A 19,751-nucleotide genomic window follows, 5' to 3' on the forward strand; every position below is an offset into this window, starting at 1 on the left:
TTATATCGAAATACTAAGTTAGTGTTTGTGGTTCCTGAGAAGTAAGCTAGGTCTATCTAATTAAACATAAAACCTCAGGAGTATAGATCCCAGATTTCTGCTGAAAAGTTGGGGATTTATTTACTATGTTGATACTAACGTACTTAATTAGGGTAGTATCCCTGGTAAAAGTTGGTTCTACTGGGCTTCCGTACTAGAACTGTAAATACTCAGACTTTTTAATGTATAAAATCATACATAATAGGTTGCACTGAATAAAGTACGCTATTATCGCCAAAGCCAAGCTGAACGAGCATCTGAAATTGCTAACTATGTGACAAAGCTTCTGGCTAAAATAGGGCTATGTCTGAAACTTTCACTTCTGTAACCGCAACACGCCCCACGTTCATCCTCGTAGATGGACACTCGTTGGCCTATCGTTCATACTTTGCTTTCGCTAAAGGGCGGGATGGAGGACTGCGTACCAAAGCAGGCATTCCCACCAGTATATGTTTTGGTTTTGTGAAGTGCCTGCTGGAGGTAATGGCAACACAACAGCCTCAAGCAATGGCGATCGCTTTTGATTTGGCTGAGGCAACCTTTCGCCACGAAGCGGACGAGACTTATAAAGCCGATCGCCCGGAAACGCCAGAAGACTTTATTCCTGACTTGGAAAATCTCCATGAGTTGCTGAATGGCTTCAATCTACCCTTTTTCACTGCCCCTGGTTTTGAGGCTGATGATGTTTTGGGAACCTTAGCACAAAGAGTAACTGCGGCTGGGTATAGGGTGAAGATTCTGACTGGCGATCGCGATTTATTTCAACTGATCGATTCTGACAAAGAAATCACTGTTCTAAATTTTAGTCCAGATGCCCTAAAGCGCTCTACAAATAGCATCACGGAATTTGAAGCAGAACAAGTCAAAGAGAAGATGGGCGTTTTGCCTTCACAAATTATTGATTTCAAAGCTCTTTGTGGTGATAAATCAGATAATATTCCTGGAGTCAAGGGAATTGGAGAAAAAACAGCAGTACAACTGCTAAATACTTATGGTTCACTTGAGAATGTTTATGCTGCCTTAGATGAAATTAAAGGTGCAACTCAGAAAAAACTGGCAGCAGGTAAAGAAGATGCCGAGAAATCTCGCTATTTGGCAACTATAGTTTTAGATGTTCCTATAGAATTTAATTTAGAAGATTGCCAATTAAAAGGGTTTGATACAAGCGTCTTATCACCAATTTTAGAAAAATTAGAATTCAAGTCTTTTTTAGGCAGGATAAACGACCTTCAACAACGGTTCGGCGGCAAAGTTGAAGAGAAGCAAGAAGCCAAAAAAGACGCAAGTGATACTAATGCTAACTCAGAATTCAGCGCTGATGAAGATAATGATTTGTGGTTTTTTAGTGCTAGTGATACAGCCGCAGTTCCACAACAATCTACTTCCCCAATTACACCACGCATTATTAACACCGAAACCAAACTAACTGAGTTAGTGAAACTTTTGCAAAAATTCACTAATCCAGAAACACCCGTTGCTTGGGATACTGAAACCACCGCTTTAGAACCAAGAGATGCTGAGTTAGTAGGAATTGGCTGCTGTTGGGGAACCCAAGCAGATGAAGTAGCCTATATTCCTGTGGGGCACAAAACTGGAGAAAATTTAAATAAAGACTTGGTGTTAGAAGCATTACGCCCAATTCTTGAAAGTACCGATTATCCCAAAGCTTTACAAAATGCCAAATTTGACCGTTTAGTTCTCAGGTGTCAAGGAATTAACTTGGCGGGAGTGGTATTTGATCCCATGCTGGCAAGTTACATTCTAAATCCCGATTCAAGTCATAATTTGATGGATTTGTCGCAGCGATATTTGGGATTGATAGCTAAAAGTTATTTAGATTTAGTTCCTAAAGGCAAAACTATCGCTGATATAGATATTTCCGCCGTAGCTGACTACTGCGGGATGGATGCTTATTCTACTTTTGGTTTAGTGTCAAAATTGCGTGAGGATCTGGAGAAAATTCCGTCTTTGTCTAAGCTATTAGCAGAAGTGGAACAGCCATTAGAAGCAGTTTTAGCCGAAATGGAATATACAGGTGTTCGCATTAATTCAGCTTATTTACAAGAACTTTCGCAGCATTTAGAAACAGAGTTAGCCAGGTTAAAAGAGGAAGCAACTGAAATAGCTGGGGAAAATTTTAACTTGGGTTCTCCTAAGCAATTGAGCCAAATCTTGTTTGAAAAATTGGGGTTAAGTACTAGACATTCTCGTAAAATTCAAACAGGATTTTCTACAGACGCAGCAACTCTGGAAAGACTTCAAGAAGATGATAACACTGGGTTTGTTGAGGCGATTATTGAGTATCGCACCCTATCTAAATTAAAGTCTACTTATGTTGATGCATTACCTGCATTGGTGCGTCCAGATACCCAGCGAGTGCATACTGATTTTAATCAAGCAGCAACATCAACGGGTAGGTTATCTTCTTCTAATCCAAATTTACAAAATATCCCCATTCGTACAGCTTTTAGTCGCCAAATTCGGAAGGCGTTTTTGCCTGAAGCTGGTTGGTTAATGGTGGCTGCTGATTACTCACAAATTGAATTGCGGATATTGGCTCATTTGAGTCAAGAGCCAATATTGGTGCAAGCATATCAGCAAAATGAAGATGTTCATACTGTTACCGCGCGGTTAGTGTTTGAAAAAGAAAATATCACCTCAGAAGAACGAGGAATAGCAAAAACTATCAATTTTGGCGTGATTTATGGAATGGGTTCTCTCAGGTTTTCGCGCTCAACTGGGATAGATAAAAACATTGCCAACGAGTTCATTAAGCGGTTTAATGAACGATATCCGAAAGTTTTTGGATATTTGGAGCGAGTGAAAAAAGAAGCGATCGCTCTTGGTTATGTAGAAACTATTTTCGGTCGTCGTCGTTATTTTGACTTTACTAATAACAGTTTACGTAAATTAAAAGGCAGTAATCCTGAAGATATCGATCTGAGCAAGTTGAAGAATTTAGGCCCTTTTGATGCGGGTTTATTACGCTCTGCGGCTAATGCACCAATTCAAGGTTCTAACGCTGATATTATCAAAATTGCAATGGTGAGGTTGCATGAGGTTTTGAAGAACTATCAGGCGCGCTTGTTGTTGCAAGTTCACGATGAATTAGTGTTTGAAATTCCTCCTAATGAGTGGGAAGAATTACAAGTGCAAATTAAATCGGTGATGGAAAACGCAGTACAGTTGAGTGTGCCATTGCTGGTAGAGGCGCGTGTCGGTGAAAATTGGATGGAGACGAAGTAAGTTTAACTGGGGATTGGGGACTGGAACAATTACATTGAGATGGGCGTACATTTGTTTTAGCAGTTACAACAGGCCTAATCGATATCAATTTTAAAGGATGCTTTAATAAGTATTGGGCGATTGGAAATCGCGGCTACACAAACAAAGTCCACCTCCGTGGACTAAGGAAACTCCAAGAAATAAATTATGCAATATTGTGGGGCGGGCGAGACGCCCACCCCACAATAGTTAATTGAATATTTTTTTATTTGGAAGTCCCTAAGAAAAAATTAAGTTTTTATAACCTGCGGAGGCAGGTTTTGTCTGTGTAGCCGCGACTTTACAAACATTCTGTTATACCATTCTTAGTCATATAAGGAATTTTAATATGCATCGTCGTTGGCTCTTATCTGCTTTAGCAATTTTGTTGAGTATAGTTTTAGTTGCTTGCACCACTGCAAATACTCAGCAACCACAAACCAAAGTGGAAAATAGCACTGAGGTGACTAACACGAACTCTCAAAAATTATCAAAAGGATCGGCAAAAAGAGTTGTTGCTCTTTCTTCTCTTTCTGCTGATATCATCTCTCGACTCGAACCAACAAAAATTGTTGGAATTACTGGGAGTAGATTATTTAAGAATGACTCAAGATTCAAGGATATTCCCCGCGTTAGTGAAGGTCAAAGTCCGCCAAATTTAGAGAAAGTGGTAGCACTCAAACCAGATTTAGTTATTGGTGTTGAAGGTTTTTCTAACATCCCAATTCAAAAACTTCAGCAGCTAGGTATTCAAACTTTGCTTACTAAGGTGAATAGCTGGGAATCTCTAGAAGAACTTACTAAAAAACTGGCTGGGTTAATTAATGCCGATCCTCAGCCTTTGTTAAATCGTTATAAAACTTTTTTGCCAGATAAGCCAACTCAGAGTCCTTCTACTCTAGCGCTGGTTAGTCGTCAACCAATTTTAGCGCCGAACAAAAACAGTTGGGCGGGGGATTTGCTGGCGAAGTTTCAGGCGAAAAATATAGCCGCAGATTTACAAGGAAAAAGCCCAGTTGGCGGCTATGTGACGCTTTCGGCTGAGAAAGTTTTAGAAGCAAATCCAGAGGTGATAATTTTAGTTAATTCTCCGCAAGGAAATTCGGAAGCAGCACTTTTAGATTCTTTGAAAAAGGAAGCTTTTTGGCAGCAATTACAAGCAACTAAAAATAACCGAGTTTATGTGTTTGATTATTTTGGTCTGGTGAATCCAGGTAGTATAGATGCAATTGAAAAGGCTTGTCAGCAGCTTAAGCAAGCGTTGTTTGCATAACAAGGCACTTAGTACAGCTATAAGTTCGTAACTTTTTTAAACGCAGAGGAACACAGAGGTAAACGCATAGGCGCTTCTCTACGAGACACTACGCGAACGCCTTCCCGCAGGGTAGGTACGCAGAGTTTTGCCAAAGTTAATTCGCTATGAATTAATGAAATGTTGTAGTAGCTATTTACAGTGTTGTTGAAGAAGGGATATAGCTAATTCAAAACTATTCGGTTGAGTTTGTACTGCATAGGCTTCTCTTTCTAAATCTTGCCGTTTAACATCGGTATAGCGTCTAAAAAATGGTCGGGCGTAATTGCTTGGTTGAATTTTTAAACCTAAAGTTTGTATTTTTCCTTTTCCGGCACATACCTGTGCTGCATGAACAGTTTCATGGATTAGTGTTTGAGTCCCAATATGTAACTCAAAGACTACGGGATTAATCCAGATTTTTTTGTCAGCTTCTCTTAGTAACCCATAAGCTCCTCGCTTTGGTGGCAGTGCAATGATTACCTGAAACCCTCTCTTTTCTAACTGATTTTTTAAATCTACAAATTTTGACTCTAGATTGGGTGTTTGAGAAAGTAGTAGTAAGGAATTTAATATAAAAATTTTGCTCACTGCCTTTTTTAAAAGAAGAATTCAGAACTCAGGAATCAGCATTCAGCATGAATTCTGTACGAGTGGGTGACGAATATTGCTTAAAATATCGCCCGAAGTCAAGCTAAAAAAATTAAAATATTTTCACATTAAAACTCTATCCTTTTATGGGTAGAGTATTTTTAATTCTGAATTCTGACTCCTGTTTTATTACTTCAAAACATTTCTATTCAATTCTAATGGCATGATGAAAGGAGAAATGCTTTCGTAAGCTTTAGCTGCTTGCAGTACTAGTAAATCTCTATATTTTGCAGCAACAATTTGTATCCCTACAGGTAAACCATTTGTAGTGAAGCCACAAGGTACAGACGCAGCAGGTTGTTGTGTGAGATTAAAAGGATAGGTAAAAGGTGCCCAATCGCGTTGCGGATTGTTAATAGATGATTGGGGTCTGTTTTGTCCAACTGGAAAAGCAACTGTAGGTGTTCCCATTCCCAATGCAGCAGCAACAGCTGCCCCACCACTACTACCTCCAGGAGTCAAATCTGTATTCCAAGGATTGCGGGTGATTCCTGTTAGAGGGCTGTCGGTTACACCCTTCCAACCAAACTCTGAGGTTGTGGTTTTTCCTAGTAGTACTGCTCCTTGTTCGCGCAAACGAGCCACCGCCGGGGCATCTTCTGGCCAAGGTTGATTGGAAGTAATCGCTTTACTGCCTCGTCGAGTTGGCAAACCCTTGGTTAAGAGTAAATCTTTGACGGTAAAGGGTATACCATCCACCAAGCCAAGGGGATTTCCATTTAGCCAACGCACCTCGGAAGCCTCTGCTTCAGCAAGAGCGGTTTTTTCATCAACGATCGCAAATGCATTAACTTGGCTATTGTAAGTATTAATCCGCTCTAGGGCAGCTTTGGTTGCTTCTGTTGGTGACAACTGGCGATCGCGATATAGCGACAAAAGCTTAGAAGCCGAGAAATCAGCAATCTCTGACATATTTAGGTTTGAAAAAATGATTTGTGAGCAATTTTTGGTTAAAAATCCGGTATAGATATCAACTTACCGTAGTTTGTCTCACAACTCAATCTTCAAACCAGTGGTGGATGGTAATTGATCGCTAAAGCGATTCCCAGTCTGAAGACTGGGAATGAGGCAAAAATCTTAATCTTTTGCAGAACTAATTGGTTTTTGACCAAAGGGGATATTCTTTTTAACTTCAGGAGAAGCACCTCCAAGGCTGCGGAAATACAGTCCTCCAATGGTAAGTAAAAATGTCACATATCCCACTGCTTGCACAAGATAGAGATTGTCTCTATAGCCAAATAAAGATTTGAGAATAATCCCAGGAAACTGTTCGTCAGGCAAGATTGTAGAAGTGTTGGAAACCATTGGCCCCAAAATACAGGAGTGGACTTTTGTAAAACGTTCGTAATAAAAACAAAGGTTTTCTGTGGCACGACTGCTCAGGGCAAGGTTCGCTACGGCTTCGTCAAAGTGTTTCAAGGCTGAAACTACCAACCCAGCGACAATCAACACTAATAAAACGCCCATTACCTGGAAAAACTGGCGGATGTTAATTTTGACACCCCATTTAAATAGCAGCACTCCAATACCAGATGCCGTTACCAAACCAGCAATAGCGCCCAAGGCTGGCATTAATCCCTGTTGAAAATTAGCAGCAACAAATAGAACAGTTTCAAAGCCTTCGCGAACAACGGCAATTAAAATTAAGGTAAAAACACCCCAGCCAGCATTTGAATTTTGTGTCAGCGCTTCTGTTACTGCTCCCTCAACTGTCGCTTTCATGAATCTGGCTTGTTTAGTCATCCAGATTAGCATCCAACTGAGCATTGCGATCGCTAATACACTAAACACACCTTCTAGTGCTGGCTCAACTACAGTGGTGTATTGAGGATTCGCGGCTCCCAGTATTTGAATTAACCAACTGAATAGCACACCTATTAAGGCACTGACGACAATGCCAACGCCGACACCAGCATATACCCAAGAGTTGAGTCGGGATTGTTTCGCTTTTTTCAGCAAAGCTAGCACAATGCCAACAACAAGGGCAGCTTCCACCCCTTCTCGGAGTGTTATTACAAAAGTAGGTAGAGCAGTACTAAAATTCATCTTTTGTCCTTTGTCTTTTGTCCTTTGTCATTAGTCAGTTGTCCTTTGTCCTTTGTTTTTGACTAATGACTAATGACTAATGACTATTAACTAAAATCACGTAGCATCTTTTTCAGTTCGAGATTATGCATCTCTTCTTGTCCAATCATACCGCGAGCGAATTCTTCAAGGTAAATGCTGGCATTGGTGACAGTTTCGAGCAATTTTTTATACAGTTCCAATGCCTTTTTTTCATGGGATAAGCTTTCTTCCAAGATATCCTTGACTTTATGCTGATAGGTTTCTTCCATTGGAGCGATTTTCAGGGAGGGATGCCCATCTAAACCGGTGAGAATTTCTCCCACTTGTTCGGCATGAAGTAAAGACTCACTTGCCTGTGCTTTGAAAAAAGCCACGATTGGAATACGGTTAGGGCCTGTTACCATCAAAGAATAATGTGTATAGCGCACTACCCCTGCTAGTTCAAATTCCATGATGGCGTTCAGCAGGTCAATGGTCTTTTTGTAGTCAAGTTCTTGCATCAGTTGTTAGTTCAAGTAACGAATGGAGTGTAATTAGTTAGGAGTTAGAAGTGAGGAGTTAGGAGTTAGAAGTTAGTAGTTTGGGATTCATAACTCATAATTTATAACTCTTAACTCATAACTCTTAACTCCTAACTCCTAACTATTTTAAACTCCTGAACCTATACTTACCATTAAATTAAAGGTAAGAATTCAGGAGTCAGAATGGGCGGCGCTAACAGAATTCAGAATAGTTAAAGAATCAGGAGAACATTTGATGAATAAATATACCAATTATTCTAGATTACTGATAAATTCTGGCTCCTGACTCCTGGGTGCTGAATTCTTGCAATTAAAGTGTTATCGCTGTGCTTGGGTATTGGATTTATCAACCACTTTTTGAGAGTTTTCCTCAATGGTTTTCACTAGCTTGGTAACATCATTAGGAGTTTTAACTGCTTTTGTTGGTGGGATAGCGGCTGGCCAAACTTTTATTAATTCAGCAAAACTAGTATCGATCGCTTTGTGTGCTTCGGGATCTGCTTGAGCTACTTGAGTAGAAATTCCTTTGTATAATTCATTGGCGTAAAAGACAAAACCACGGGAGTCTTGATACTCGATTGGTGCGGTTATTTTACCATCTGCGATCGCCGCGCGATATTCTGAGTTGGCTGAATCTAGTAGTTCGTTAATTACCTGTAGCGTAAATCCTGGTTTTGAGCGTTGAGCTTCTGGCAAAGCTGCGATCGCTCCGTCAACTGCTTGCACTGAAGAAGTAAAATTAGTTTTAACTTTGCTATCTTTGGGGCTAGATTTCACTAAATCTTGCAAACTTACCAAAGTTGTCTTAAATTCTTTGACTTTGCGCTCATTAAGTTGATCTTCTACGTCAACATAAATTTCCTCAACTGGATGTCCTATATGAGGTTCTGCCTGTTTCGGCTGATTTTGATCTAGCAATTCTCGTGCTACTAAAAGATGCCCTTTCATTAAGCCTAATTTCGACATATAGTCAACATCTTTGGCCTCACCTGTGAGTACTACTTCTTGAACACCAACCTGGTCTTTAATTTGGTCGAACTGTTCTTGAGTAATTACTTTTTTAGTAACTAAATCTTCTGGGCTACCATAAGGACGATTTGCCTGGATTTTGTTTGATAAAGCTGGAATACCTAGTTTGCCTTCAAACTTATCCAATTCTGACAATATAGCAGTGTTAATGTTAATTTTTTCTTTGCTACTGTGACCACTATGACTGTTATTACTTACTGCCTCTGTAGCCGCAGGGCTACTAGTAACGGGTGCTGATGGATTTTCTGCGGTTGGCGTACTACTACAGGAACTCAAGGTAACTATTAAGGTGGCTGCTACTGCTAAACAGATATAACGAAGTTTGATCATCTTTGCTCCTCGCACAACTAAAAAAGGTATTAATTGAAACATTTCAAACTATACTAAAAAGTAGTTTGTTTGACAGATTGTCATAGATTTTACTGTTGCATATCATGATATTTTTTATCAACTAGTTACCTAAAATTTTTATGAATTAATTACAAATTACTAAATAATCTTGTCAAGAATGTTTAACAGGATTTTGAGAGTTATTTTCAGCAAGTACTTCAAATTGACCCATGCAACCGTTTTCGGCGATCGCATCCTGATGGGGATGGAACATATACTTACCTGGATAACGAAAAGCAAATTCTAAGATGTGCCTTTCTGCGACACCCATCGTAATCACATCTGCTTTCTCGCTAGGAGTCATAGTCATGCCATAGCGATAGACATCAAAGAAGTTGGCGTGGAGATGAAAGGTAACAGCCGGATCGTATTCAATGATGTTGAGGACATACAGCCGAATCAACTGATCTTTGTAAATCTGAATCGGGTTATGCATGTAATAGTGAGGCAGACCGTTGAAGGCGTAATAATCGTTATGGCTATCATCATTCACGTCATACCCACCCATCACTAATACAATCTCATCAGCCGGGGGACGGGGAGTCGGTGGATCGATGATAAACATTCCGTACAGTCCCTTAGCAATGTGACGGGTGACTGGTTCAATATGGCAGTGGTATAAGTGAACCCCATAAGGTTCAGCATCAAATTCGTAGATTGTGGCACTACCATTGCTGATTGGGCGAACACCATCCATTTCTGCTGGATGAACGCCATGAAAATGTAAAGAGTGGGAATGTCCAGCATTGTTGAGAAATAGTATTCGGATGCGATCGCCCTGTTTTGCCCGTAGCGTTGGCCCTGGTATGCGACCGTTTAAATCCCAGATGTTGTAAGAGACAGCACTATTGAGTTTTATGATGGAAGAACCAGCAGTTAACTGAAATTCTCGGATAGTCCGCCCATTTTCTTGCTTCACCGTCCCATAATCAAAATCCCTTAACATCTTCATTGGATTAGTAGCGTCGTCTGGTGCTTCTATATTGAGTGGTGGCACTTTGACGGTTGACTTACTTTGTAGATTTAGCATCTGCCAAAGTCCAGCTGCACCAGTCACTCCAGCACCCGCTAGACCCAGCTGCAATAATTGACGGCGGCTCCAAGGTTTGCTGTTACCCAGAGCGAAGTTGTTGGGCATGACATTGTAGTTACAGTTAGCGCTATAAAAGAATTGCAAAAGATTTGCAATTGCTTTTAAATATTAGAGGAATTAATAATTATTGTCAATAATTTTAGAGTGCTTCCCAATTGCTACTGTAAGTTATTAAATTTAGAGCAAGCGAGAATTAGTCCCTAGAAACTCTAGCGAAATTTTCTTAAAGTTAACAGTATTTATACGCTTATTTATGTATAAATAATACTGAAAATAAACTAACTGTTTCATGCCGATTCCTGATATGCTTATTGTCTGAGCAGTACTTAGAATACAAACAATGTGTATAGTAGCACCTTAGAAGATATGGATGCAAGCAAGAAACTGTCGCTAATCTCTAGCCTATTTAATTAGCTTAGAGATAACATAAATTGCGTTTCTTCAAGTTATTTTCGATGCTTGGCAACATGAGCATTTTTAATTTTTATCTGTTACCTTCGTGTTGTTAGCATTGAAAATACCGTTACTCTCAACCATGTGTCATTCTTTTGTGATTTGTATGGACTTTGTGTGTATAATTCTGCATCGTGATGAGCCGATGTTCAAAGAATAGTATAGTATTCACTAAAGCCGAATTACACAATACATTTGATACACACTTGTCAAATACAAAGTTGATCGTATATCTTTTTCCAATCAAGGGGTGTCATACCCTTTGATTGATGGATTACCCAAATTTATTATAGGATGTCAAAAATGACTACTTTTTCTCATATTTCAATATTGCAGAAGACCGCAGGTATTACCTTATCCAAGCCTGTGCAGGTAACGCTCTATATGCTGCTATCTTCTTTAGTGATCTGGACTGTGTTGTTCTCCACTTATCCTGCGGTTCATAACACAGCACACTCAACACGTCACCATACATTAGGCGTTGCATGTCACTAAATTATTATAATCCCAATATTTTTTAGGTGCATGAAGCTTTGCTAGGTAACATAACAAAGTTACAACGCTCAAATAGCGCGGATTTTGCGCCATTGTTTTTGATTGGAAATTAGCTTTTAGGTTTTGTAGAGATGCTTTTTTCATCTCTACATCACTTTAACTTAATTTAAATTGCACTTAAATTATTTTACTTAGTAATAATAATCTAGAATAACTTTCATCTACTGTTATTAAGGTTTCAGTCGCAGAAAGGACGTAAACTTAACATTTACCAGAAGCTATTATGAAAAAATATCGACTTTTCGGAGTTATCAGTGCTGTTTGCGTTACTTTATCAATACTTTATTCTTTTGTGGGAAATTCCCAAACTCCTACATCCAGAGTGCTACTCTCCACCAACCCACCTTTAGAACGTATTCTGCCCTTTGAGGCAGAGGCAGAAAAACCACAATCTCCTGTTAAGCTGACGCTACAAGCTGTTGATGCTGCGGGTAAATCTTTAACAAATGCCAATATTAGTTTACAAATTCTGACACCGCCGCGTAATCCTTGGTTAACAACGGATTTTCCCATTGTCGAGGGAACAAAATTGTTACAGATGAATGCTAATGCACTTGATGGTAAGCTAGAAATTCAGCAGATGTTACCCATACGTGGTAATTATCAACTATTAGTTAAAGTGTCACCTTTGGTAGCAAATACTTTTGCTGCTTATGAACAAACTTTAAATCTGCATGTCCGAGAAAATCCAGTCAAATATAAATATTTTGTTGCGATCGCAGCTATATTACTGTCACTTGGATTATTGGGTGGTTGGGTTATTGGTGGACAAGAAGAACTACAACAAGGAGAAATCGCACCCCAGTCAGTCCGGCTTTTATTAAGTGCATTGACTGTAGTGGCTATAGTGACCCTATTAGTTATCAACATTAGTGCAGAAGTTGCCGAAGCTCATGGTAGTGAACATCACCCAGGTAGTACCGAAGTAATCGCACCATCATCTCAAAAATCTCAGGGATTAGAAATTAACCTTGAGGGAGATAAAAATGCAACTGTCGGAAAACTTGCAAATTTAGCGTTACAGGTGAAAGATACCGCCAGCGGACAACCAATCATAGATGTAGCATTACAGGTGAAAGCGATCGCCACAGAACATAATTTAACAGTCTTTGATTACAAAGGTATTCCCGACGATCAAGGTAAGCTAATATGGCAAGAACAATTTTTTGATGGTTCACCCCACACAATCGAGGTAGAAGCAACTCCTATAGCAGGATCTAACCGTCAATTTACACCAGTAAAAGTAGCGCAAGAAGTCGAAGTTAAAGCGATCGCACCACCAATTTATATCCGATTGATTGGTTTATTCTACTTTACAGCCTTTGTCGGCATTGGTATGGCGATTGGATTGCTAATACAAAATCGACGAAAACCACAAACAAGGACAAATTAGTAATATCAGTGCTTTGGTAAGAATTCCAGCTAATATATAGCGTTTCCTAAACAGCTGAGGTACACCCAAATCTTTGTTATGAAGGGTTAGTTAGTAGCTTTGAAAACTACCTCAGCAGATCGGGAACCGCTATATAGTTCGATATTTATGATCAATAGACAATCAGTGCTTGCAAAATATTTTCCTCCTATTTGGCTACGATTTTTAATCATTATTTTGTTAATATTAGGGATCTTTTTTCGCTTCGCCTATCTGGATCGAAAACTCTACTCTCACGATGAAGCTTATACCTCATTACGAATTTCTGGTTACACTAAGACAGAATTTGTTCAAAAAGTGTTTAATGGGCGCGTGGTTGCTGCTAGACATATACAAAAATATCAACAGCCTAATTCTGAAAAAGGTTTAATCGATACAATCAATTCTTTGGCGGTGGAGGATGCTCAACATCCTCCACTTTATTACGTAATAGTTAGATTATGGATGCAAGTGTTTGGCAATTCAGTAGCGACTACGAGAAGCTTATCAGCCATAATTAGCCTCCTAGCCTTTCCTGGCATTTATTGGCTGTGCTTAGAATTATTTGAGTCGTCCATAACAGCATGGATAGGCGTAGCTCTTCTAAGTATTTCACCCTTCTATGTGCTGTACGCTCAAGAGGCAAGGGAGTTTGGTTTGTGGATGGTGACTATTTTGCTAGCTAGTGCTGCACTGCTGCGGGCTATAAGGCTGGGTAGCAAGCAGCTTTGGGGGGTTTATGCATTAACAGTGACTTTATCAATATACACCTTTTTGTTTTCTGGATTTCTAGCGATCGCCTACGGGATTTATGTATTTACAATTGAACGCTTTCGATTTACCAAAAGCGTTAAAGCTTATCTAATAGCAACTAGTGTCGGTTTTTTAGCTTTCGTTCCTTGGATTTTAACTGTTATTCATAGCTTATCTGAAATTGAAAGCACAACAACTACTGCTCAAAGCAGACAATCTGTGTCAGTTTTGGTTTCTGGTTGGATTAGTAATATTAGCTATCTATTTTGTGATTTTTGGCGCTACGAACCATTTTTTCCAGATTTGAATTTGCCAGTTTTGCGCTGGGGTCGATTTTTAATTCCCTTAATACTAATCTTGGTAGTATATTCCTTCTTATTTCTTTATCTTCAAGAGGGAAAACGAGTTTGGTTATTTATTTTTATTTTAAGTGGATTACCTGCTTTAGCTATCATGTTGTCTGATTTAATTATTGGAGGTAAGCTAAGTCTGCGACCTAGATATGTCATTCCATGTTATGTAGGCATTCAACTATCTGTTGCTTACTTACTGGCGACTCAAATTATTTCTTCTAAGTTAATAGCCCGAATATTTTGGCAATTAGTAATAATAGTAGTAATTTCTAGTGGAGTTATATCATGTGCTGTCAGTTCTCAAGCCGAGACATGGTGGAATAAAGGCAGCCATTTCAACCCTATAATAGTTCGCATCATCAATCAAGCTAATCACCCACTATTAATTAGTAGTAATTATTCTTTCAATATTGGCGATCTGATGTCTCTAATTAATATGCTAGATGACAAAGTGCAGATGCAATTGGTAATTGAACCAACTATACCAAATATTCCTGATAGTTTCAGTGATGTATTTTTGTATAATCCTTCTAGAATATTTAGATATGAACTTGAGAAGAAATACAAATTGGTCGATGTTTTCCAGTATAGTAGGCTGTGGCGGCTAGAACATAAAAACAGCTAAATTTTATTATTTACCAGATTATAAAATTAAAATTTACCGAGAAATTAAGAAAATAATGCTGACAAAAATTGCTGTTGAAAAAATTCTGGAACGTGCCTTGATGGGGTACGATTTATCTCTCGAAGAGGGAGTGGTGTTGCTACAACAAACTGAACCGGAGGCGATCGCAGCAATACGTACTACATCCGACACACTCCGCTATACTCAAGCAGGCGATACTGTCACCTACATAATTAATCGTAATATCAACTTTACTAATATTTGTGAGCAGCACTGTAGTTTTTGTGCTTTCCGTCGAGATGATGGTGATGTCGGTGCATACTGGTTAGATTCGGCACAAATTTTGGAAAAAGCGACAGATGCAGTGCGCCGGGGTGCGACGGAAATCTGTATGCAGGGTGGGTTAAATCCACAAGCGAAAATAAATGGTAAATCTTTGCCTTACTATCTCAAGGTAGTAGAAACCATCAAACAGGAATTTCCCCAGATACATCTGCATGCTTTCTCTCCCCAAGAAGTGCAATTTATCGCCAGACTAGACGGACTCGAATATGCTGATGTGATTACCGCTTTGCGCGATGCCGGAGTTAATTCAATGCCAGGAACAGCAGCAGAAGTGTTAGACGATGAAGTAAGGCGGATACTGTGTCCAGAGAAGATTGATACAGCCACATGGCTAGAGATTGTCAGCACCGCTCACAAATTAGGTTTGCATACCACTAGCACCATGTTATCGGGGCATATTGAAACCCACGAACAGCAAATCGGACATTTAGAAAAATTGCGATCGCTCCAAAAAACCGCCATAAATCAGGGATATCCAGCAAGGATCACAGAGTTTATTCTATTACCCTTCGTTGGTCAAGAAGCCCCCAAATCCTTACGTCGCCGTGTCGGACGCGATCAACCAGTTTTAACCGATGCATTACTATTAGGGGCTGTAGCGCGGATTTACTTAGGTAATTGGATTCCCAACCATCAGCAGAGTTGGGTAAAACTGGGGCTTGCAGGTGCGACAGAAGCCTTAGTTTGGGGTTGCAACGATATCGGTGGCACTTTGATGGAGGAGCATATTACCACAATGGCAGGTGCTTTAGGCGGTACGTGTATGGAAGTGGAAACTTTAGAAACTGCGATCGCTTCTTTAGGACGACCTTACCAACAACGAGATACCCTTTATCAGAAAATATAGAGATATCCATTTTCCTGCAAATATTGCTCAAATGATTCAGTAGGTTTTGGCTTGTCGATCCAAGTCCAAAGATTTTCACCTTCTAATTCATGAGAAGCATCCCAGTCTAACTCATCCACCACTTGCCAAATCCAATCATTGTTTTCCCCACTCAACAGATAGCCAGAATAACCATGACTTATCCGCATCTGAATTTTGTCAATATGATCTGCAAAGTACAGGTTTAAGGATGTTGGTAAATTAGAAATCTGGGTTGTGTGCAGACTATGCCCAATTGCAACGTATAAATTAGTTCCCATATCCTTCTACCTTGTTTTCATGTCCTAACCCGACAATTTGGTGCAACACTGGGGGATATTCTGACAAAACCACACGTCAAATGTAGCCTCGATTTTGGTACTATTGGCTCATCTATAGTTATTGTATCAATACCGAAAGTTTGTATTATCTTCATAACTCTCAAGCAGAAAAAACTAATAGTGGCTAGGATTTATAGTGATGAATCAAATTTAAATATGCTACAACAAATTTCTAATTTCTGGTTGCGTCATATACATCCTCGTTTGGCTTCTTTAATTGCCACAATTGGTATTGTTGGACTTGCTAGTTGTCTCCTCATCCTTTTTGTTTTAGCAAAACTGGCTGAAGAGGTTTTGGAGCGAGAAGCTTTTGCATTTGATACTACTTTTCTATTATGGCTACATCAGTTCGTCAATCCAAATTTAGATAATTTAATGCTGTTTATTACAAATCTTGGTAATCCTAGTACAGTGGTTCTAGTCGCAGGCATTAATGTCTTGTTACTTTGGTGGCGACGTTATCAAGAAGAAGCAAAAGTTTTTGTGCTTGCTTGTTTAGGGGGGTTAATTTTAAATACAGGGCTAAAGTTGTTTTTTTCTAAACCTCGCCCAGAACTATGGCATCAGTTGATTACTGAAAAATCTTTTAGTTTTCCTAGTGGTCATGCACTAGGTTCTATGGTGCTTTATGGTTTTATTGCTCACGAATTGGCAAATCACTATCCTCATTTTGCCAAAATTATTTATAGTTTGACAGTTATTTTAATTGCTGCTATTGGTATCAGCCGCTTATATTTAGGAGTTCATTGGCCCACAGACATAATTGCAGGTTATGGAGTAGGTTTTTTGTGGCTGATGATATGTATTACGATACTTAAATTGCAAAGATTGAGGTAGAAAAAGCTACTTGCTTAAATCCGATCAGCCTCTAATTCTATAACTTCGCAGAGAAGATATCGCAATGATAATTGTCCAATTAGATTTTTTAATAACCTGATTTTTTTGCCCAAGATGCTTGTAAATGAGCGCCTTTTATGCAATTCAACAGCCTTTTGCTTACTCCCATACTCCGCACTCCTCACTTAATTGATCCCCAAGTTACCAATCCAAGATAGGATGGACGTTGATTTACGTATTCTTTTACTTAATGCATATGAAACGCTATTGGTCGCGTTTGCTTGCGCTGGTTTTGGTTGTATCTATCGGCTTAATGGGTTGTTCTGGTAGTCCAGATAGTTTGACTGGGGATTATCGTCAAGACACCTTGGCTGTGGTCAATATTATGAGACAAGCTTTGGATCTTTCACAAGATTCGCCAGACAAAACAGCAGTTCAAGCAGAAGCGCGTCAAAAAATTAATGACTTTTCCGCTCGCTACCAGCGGGTTAACTCTGTTTCTGGTCTTGGTTCTTTTACAACCATACGAACAGCCCTCAATTCCCTAGCTGGACACTACAGTTCTTACCCAAATCGTCCTGTACCCGAAAAACTCAAAAATCGTCTAGAGAAGGAGTTACAGCAGGTAGAGACGGCGCTGAAGCGTGGTGGTTAGCTATTAACTATTGCTTATTCCATCATCAATAGTCAGGAGTCAAAATTTTTGACTCTTGGCTATTTTGTCGAATTTATATAAACCTGAGCTTTTAATTTTTAACTATGTTAACGTGAGTCTCTGTTGGAGGCGCACCTTAATCATTGGTGTCAACTTAAGATGAAAGCAAGTCTATAACTAGCTTTTAGATTGCCTCGTTCCCAGTCTCCGACTGGGAATGCTCGTCGTTGAGGCTCCGCCTCTCGAACTCGCGGCAGAGCCGCTTTTGAGTTGCATTTCCAGCCGGAGGTTAGAAACGAGGTTTTAAAGAAGTTTCAGCTTAAGTTGAAACCAATGCACTTTAATATAAGCCGATGCCTTGGTATCAAAGTATACTGCCATATTTAATTCACTACGAATTAATGAAATATTGTATCTATCTAAAAAATATTACTATTTTTGTCAGATTTTATCTAACTAAGGTATAAGCAGAATCTACCCAATAGTAGACTAAACTTGCCTTGTATTCAGGTATTCTATACTGCCACTTATACGTTTATGTGTTTATAAAATAATACGGCAACAGAAATATGTTCTTGGGAGTCTTAAAAAAGTAGGTTTTAGAATCTTGCTAATTAAGTGTGTAATTATATACACATTTTCAATAGTTTTCTGATTTGGGATTGATTTGAAGTTTGAATTTGTTCATCTACTACTAGGTATGTCTAACCGTCCCTTGAACTTTATCAGATCGAGATTATTTTGGCGGCGCTTATTCGCTGTCGTTTTCACTAGTAGTTCGTTGCTCCCCAACTTTGGGAGCGAACCAGCAAGGGCGCAAGTGAGTGAGTATTGTCAGTTATCATCAGCGGTGGCGCAAGAAAAAGAAAGCTTGCGTTTGTCAGCCCTTAAAGGCAATGAAAATGCTCAAACGCGTTACCAAAATATGCTAAAAGAGCAGGCACAGGAATTACAGGAGTGCCGGACTCGGACTTGGCCGCAAGTTCAAGCTATTTGGTTGCGCTTGTATCCTTGTGACATTCAGCCAGGAACAATCGATCAGATTATGGATCGGATTGTTAATCGTGGCTATAACCAAGTTTATGTAGAAGTATTTTACGACGGGCAGGTTTTATTACCAGCAAAAGCTAACCCAACGGTTTGGCCTGCCGTAATTCGCACCCCTGGGGCAGAAAACACTGATATACTCGCCACAGCAATTAATAAAGGTCGGCAACGTGGTTTGAAAGTCTACGCCTGGATGTTTACCACAAATTTCGGCTATACTTACGCCCAGCGTCCAGATAGAGAAAGTGCGATCGCTCGTAATGGCAAAGGTCAAACGAGTTTATATGTGGTGGATAACGGCTCTCAAGTATTTATCGACCCCTACAACTTGCAAGCAAAACGCGACTACTATCAATTGGTACAAGAAATTTTGCGTCGTCGTCCAGATGGCTTGTTATTAGACTATGTGCGTTATCCCCGACAAGCTGGAAGTGATTCCATCGCCACTAAAGTTTCAGATTTATGGCTATTTACCCCCGCAACCCAAGAAGCTTTATTTAAACGGGCACAAAATTATAAAGGGCTGGAGTTGATTCGCCGCTTTTTGAGTAAGGGATTTGTCACTGGTGGAGATATAACCGAAGTCGATAAACTTTATCCCCAAGAAGGAGAACCCCTCTGGCAAGGACGCCCTCTCCCACCATCTGAAAAATCAATTCTGCCTGCAACCGATAGACAGCCGCTTTTACAATGGGAGTTGTGGCAGCTTGCCGTTGCCCACGCCATGCAAGGAATTCTAGATTTTGTCACCATTGCTAGTTACCCAGCAAAGCAGCAAGGTATTTCCACAGGAGTGGTGTTTTTCCCAGATGGCAACCAAACTGTAGGACAAGGGTATGATTCCCGCTTGCAACCTTGGGATCGGTTTCCCACTACATTAGAGTGGCATCCGATGGCTTATGGAAATTGCGGTGATGTTAGTTGTATTGTGTCGCAAGTGCAACGGGTTCTGAGTATGGCAAAACCAGGTACACAGATTATCCCGGCTTTAGCTGGTAAATGGGGAGAATCCGTCAGTAATCGTCCATCCCTAGAAGTACAAATGCAGGCACTCCGAAAATTTGCCCCCCAACTTAAGGGAGTGAGCCATTTTGCTTATTCTTGGCAATATCCTGAGAGTGATAGCGATCGCAAATTCTGCCGAGTTAAGTAGACTTATTGCAGTA

The 19,751-nt window shown here is 39.8% G+C and carries 16 protein-coding genes; 9 read left to right on the top strand and 7 right to left on the bottom strand.

All coding sequences use genetic code 11. The features are described 5' to 3' along the window. Nucleotides 1-342: 342 nt before the first annotated feature. Nucleotides 343-3,285, top strand: coding sequence for a DNA polymerase I (gene polA / locus V7L31_RS02130; protein ID WP_334694727.1), 2,943 nt, complete (start codon nt 343-345; stop codon nt 3,283-3,285). 367 nt (nt 3,286-3,652) lie between these two features. Beyond that, complete coding sequence (locus V7L31_RS02135) at nt 3,653-4,576, top strand: ABC transporter substrate-binding protein (protein WP_334694728.1); 924 nt, start codon at nt 3,653-3,655, stop codon at nt 4,574-4,576. Nucleotides 4,577-4,747: 171 nt separating this feature from the next. On the opposite strand, the gene V7L31_RS02140 is transcribed toward V7L31_RS02135, so the two are convergent. From V7L31_RS02140 to V7L31_RS02165, 6 genes are all read right to left on the bottom strand, one after another. Beyond that, the gene (locus tag V7L31_RS02140; RefSeq protein WP_334694729.1) at nt 4,748-5,185 is read right to left on the bottom strand and encodes a hypothetical protein; all 438 of its coding nucleotides are present in this window, start codon (nt 5,183-5,185) and stop codon (nt 4,748-4,750) included. A 189-nt stretch (nt 5,186-5,374) separates the two neighbouring features. Continuing rightward, nucleotides 5,375-6,157, bottom strand: a complete 783-nt coding sequence (locus V7L31_RS02145) for an amidase family protein (protein ID WP_334694730.1) — start codon at nt 6,155-6,157, stop codon at nt 5,375-5,377. A gap of 165 nt (nt 6,158-6,322) precedes the next feature. After that, nucleotides 6,323-7,291, bottom strand: coding sequence for an FTR1 family iron permease (locus tag V7L31_RS02150; protein ID WP_334694731.1), 969 nt, complete (start codon nt 7,289-7,291; stop codon nt 6,323-6,325). 86 nt (nt 7,292-7,377) lie between these two features. After that, nucleotides 7,378-7,812, bottom strand: coding sequence for a ferritin-like domain-containing protein (locus V7L31_RS02155; protein WP_179064066.1), 435 nt, complete (start codon nt 7,810-7,812; stop codon nt 7,378-7,380). 339 nt (nt 7,813-8,151) lie between these two features. Beyond that, nucleotides 8,152-9,192, bottom strand: coding sequence for a helix-hairpin-helix domain-containing protein (locus V7L31_RS02160; RefSeq protein ID WP_334694732.1), 1,041 nt, complete (start codon nt 9,190-9,192; stop codon nt 8,152-8,154). Nucleotides 9,193-9,364: 172 nt separating this feature from the next. Then, a complete protein-coding gene (locus V7L31_RS02165) occupies nt 9,365-10,390 on the bottom strand; it encodes a multicopper oxidase domain-containing protein (protein WP_334694733.1) in 1,026 nt (341 codons plus the stop codon). Between the two features lie 711 nt (nt 10,391-11,101). On the opposite strand from V7L31_RS02165, the gene V7L31_RS02170 reads away from it, so the two are divergent. The 4 genes from V7L31_RS02170 (at nt 11,102) to cofH (ending at nt 15,687) form a co-directional block, all read left to right on the top strand. Further along, nucleotides 11,102-11,293 (top strand): CbtB domain-containing protein, encoded by a 192-nt coding sequence (locus V7L31_RS02170; protein ID WP_179064069.1) that lies wholly within the window; start codon nt 11,102-11,104, stop codon nt 11,291-11,293. Between the two features lie 283 nt (nt 11,294-11,576). Further along, on the top strand, nt 11,577-12,746 hold the full coding sequence (locus V7L31_RS02175; RefSeq protein WP_334694734.1) for a hypothetical protein: 1,170 nt from the start codon (nt 11,577-11,579) through the stop codon (nt 12,744-12,746). 147 nt (nt 12,747-12,893) lie between these two features. After that, a complete protein-coding gene (locus V7L31_RS02180) occupies nt 12,894-14,495 on the top strand; it encodes a glycosyltransferase family 39 protein (protein ID WP_334694735.1) in 1,602 nt (533 codons plus the stop codon). Between the two features lie 55 nt (nt 14,496-14,550). Further along, nucleotides 14,551-15,687, top strand: coding sequence for a 7,8-didemethyl-8-hydroxy-5-deazariboflavin synthase subunit CofH (gene cofH / locus V7L31_RS02185; protein ID WP_334694736.1), 1,137 nt, complete (start codon nt 14,551-14,553; stop codon nt 15,685-15,687). Here cofH and V7L31_RS02190 read toward each other — a convergent pair. Next, nucleotides 15,675-15,986 carry a hypothetical protein gene (locus V7L31_RS02190; RefSeq protein ID WP_334694737.1) on the bottom strand — a complete coding sequence of 104 codons (312 nt, stop codon included), beginning with the start codon at nt 15,984-15,986 and terminating at the stop codon, nt 15,675-15,677. The two genes, cofH and V7L31_RS02190, sit on opposite strands and share 13 nt — an antisense overlap. 216 nt (nt 15,987-16,202) lie before the next feature. Here V7L31_RS02190 and V7L31_RS02195 point away from each other — a divergent pair, with 216 nt between their 5' ends. The 3 genes from V7L31_RS02195 (at nt 16,203) to V7L31_RS02205 (ending at nt 19,738) form a co-directional block, all read left to right on the top strand. Next, nucleotides 16,203-16,883, top strand: coding sequence for a phosphatase PAP2 family protein (locus tag V7L31_RS02195; RefSeq protein WP_334694738.1), 681 nt, complete (start codon nt 16,203-16,205; stop codon nt 16,881-16,883). Nucleotides 16,884-17,133: 250 nt separating this feature from the next. Then, nucleotides 17,134-17,538: a photosystem II protein Psb27 gene (gene psb27 / locus V7L31_RS02200; RefSeq protein ID WP_334694739.1), complete on the top strand. Its 405-nt coding sequence runs from the start codon at nt 17,134-17,136 to the stop codon at nt 17,536-17,538. Between the two features lie 700 nt (nt 17,539-18,238). Further along, nucleotides 18,239-19,738 (top strand): family 10 glycosylhydrolase, encoded by a 1,500-nt coding sequence (locus V7L31_RS02205; protein WP_334694740.1) that lies wholly within the window; start codon nt 18,239-18,241, stop codon nt 19,736-19,738. The last annotated feature ends 13 nt before the right edge of the window (nt 19,739-19,751 follow it).

The organism is Nostoc sp., from assembly GCF_036916655.1.
In the GTDB taxonomy this organism is placed as follows: Bacteria; Cyanobacteriota; Cyanobacteriia; order Cyanobacteriales; family Nostocaceae; genus Nostoc.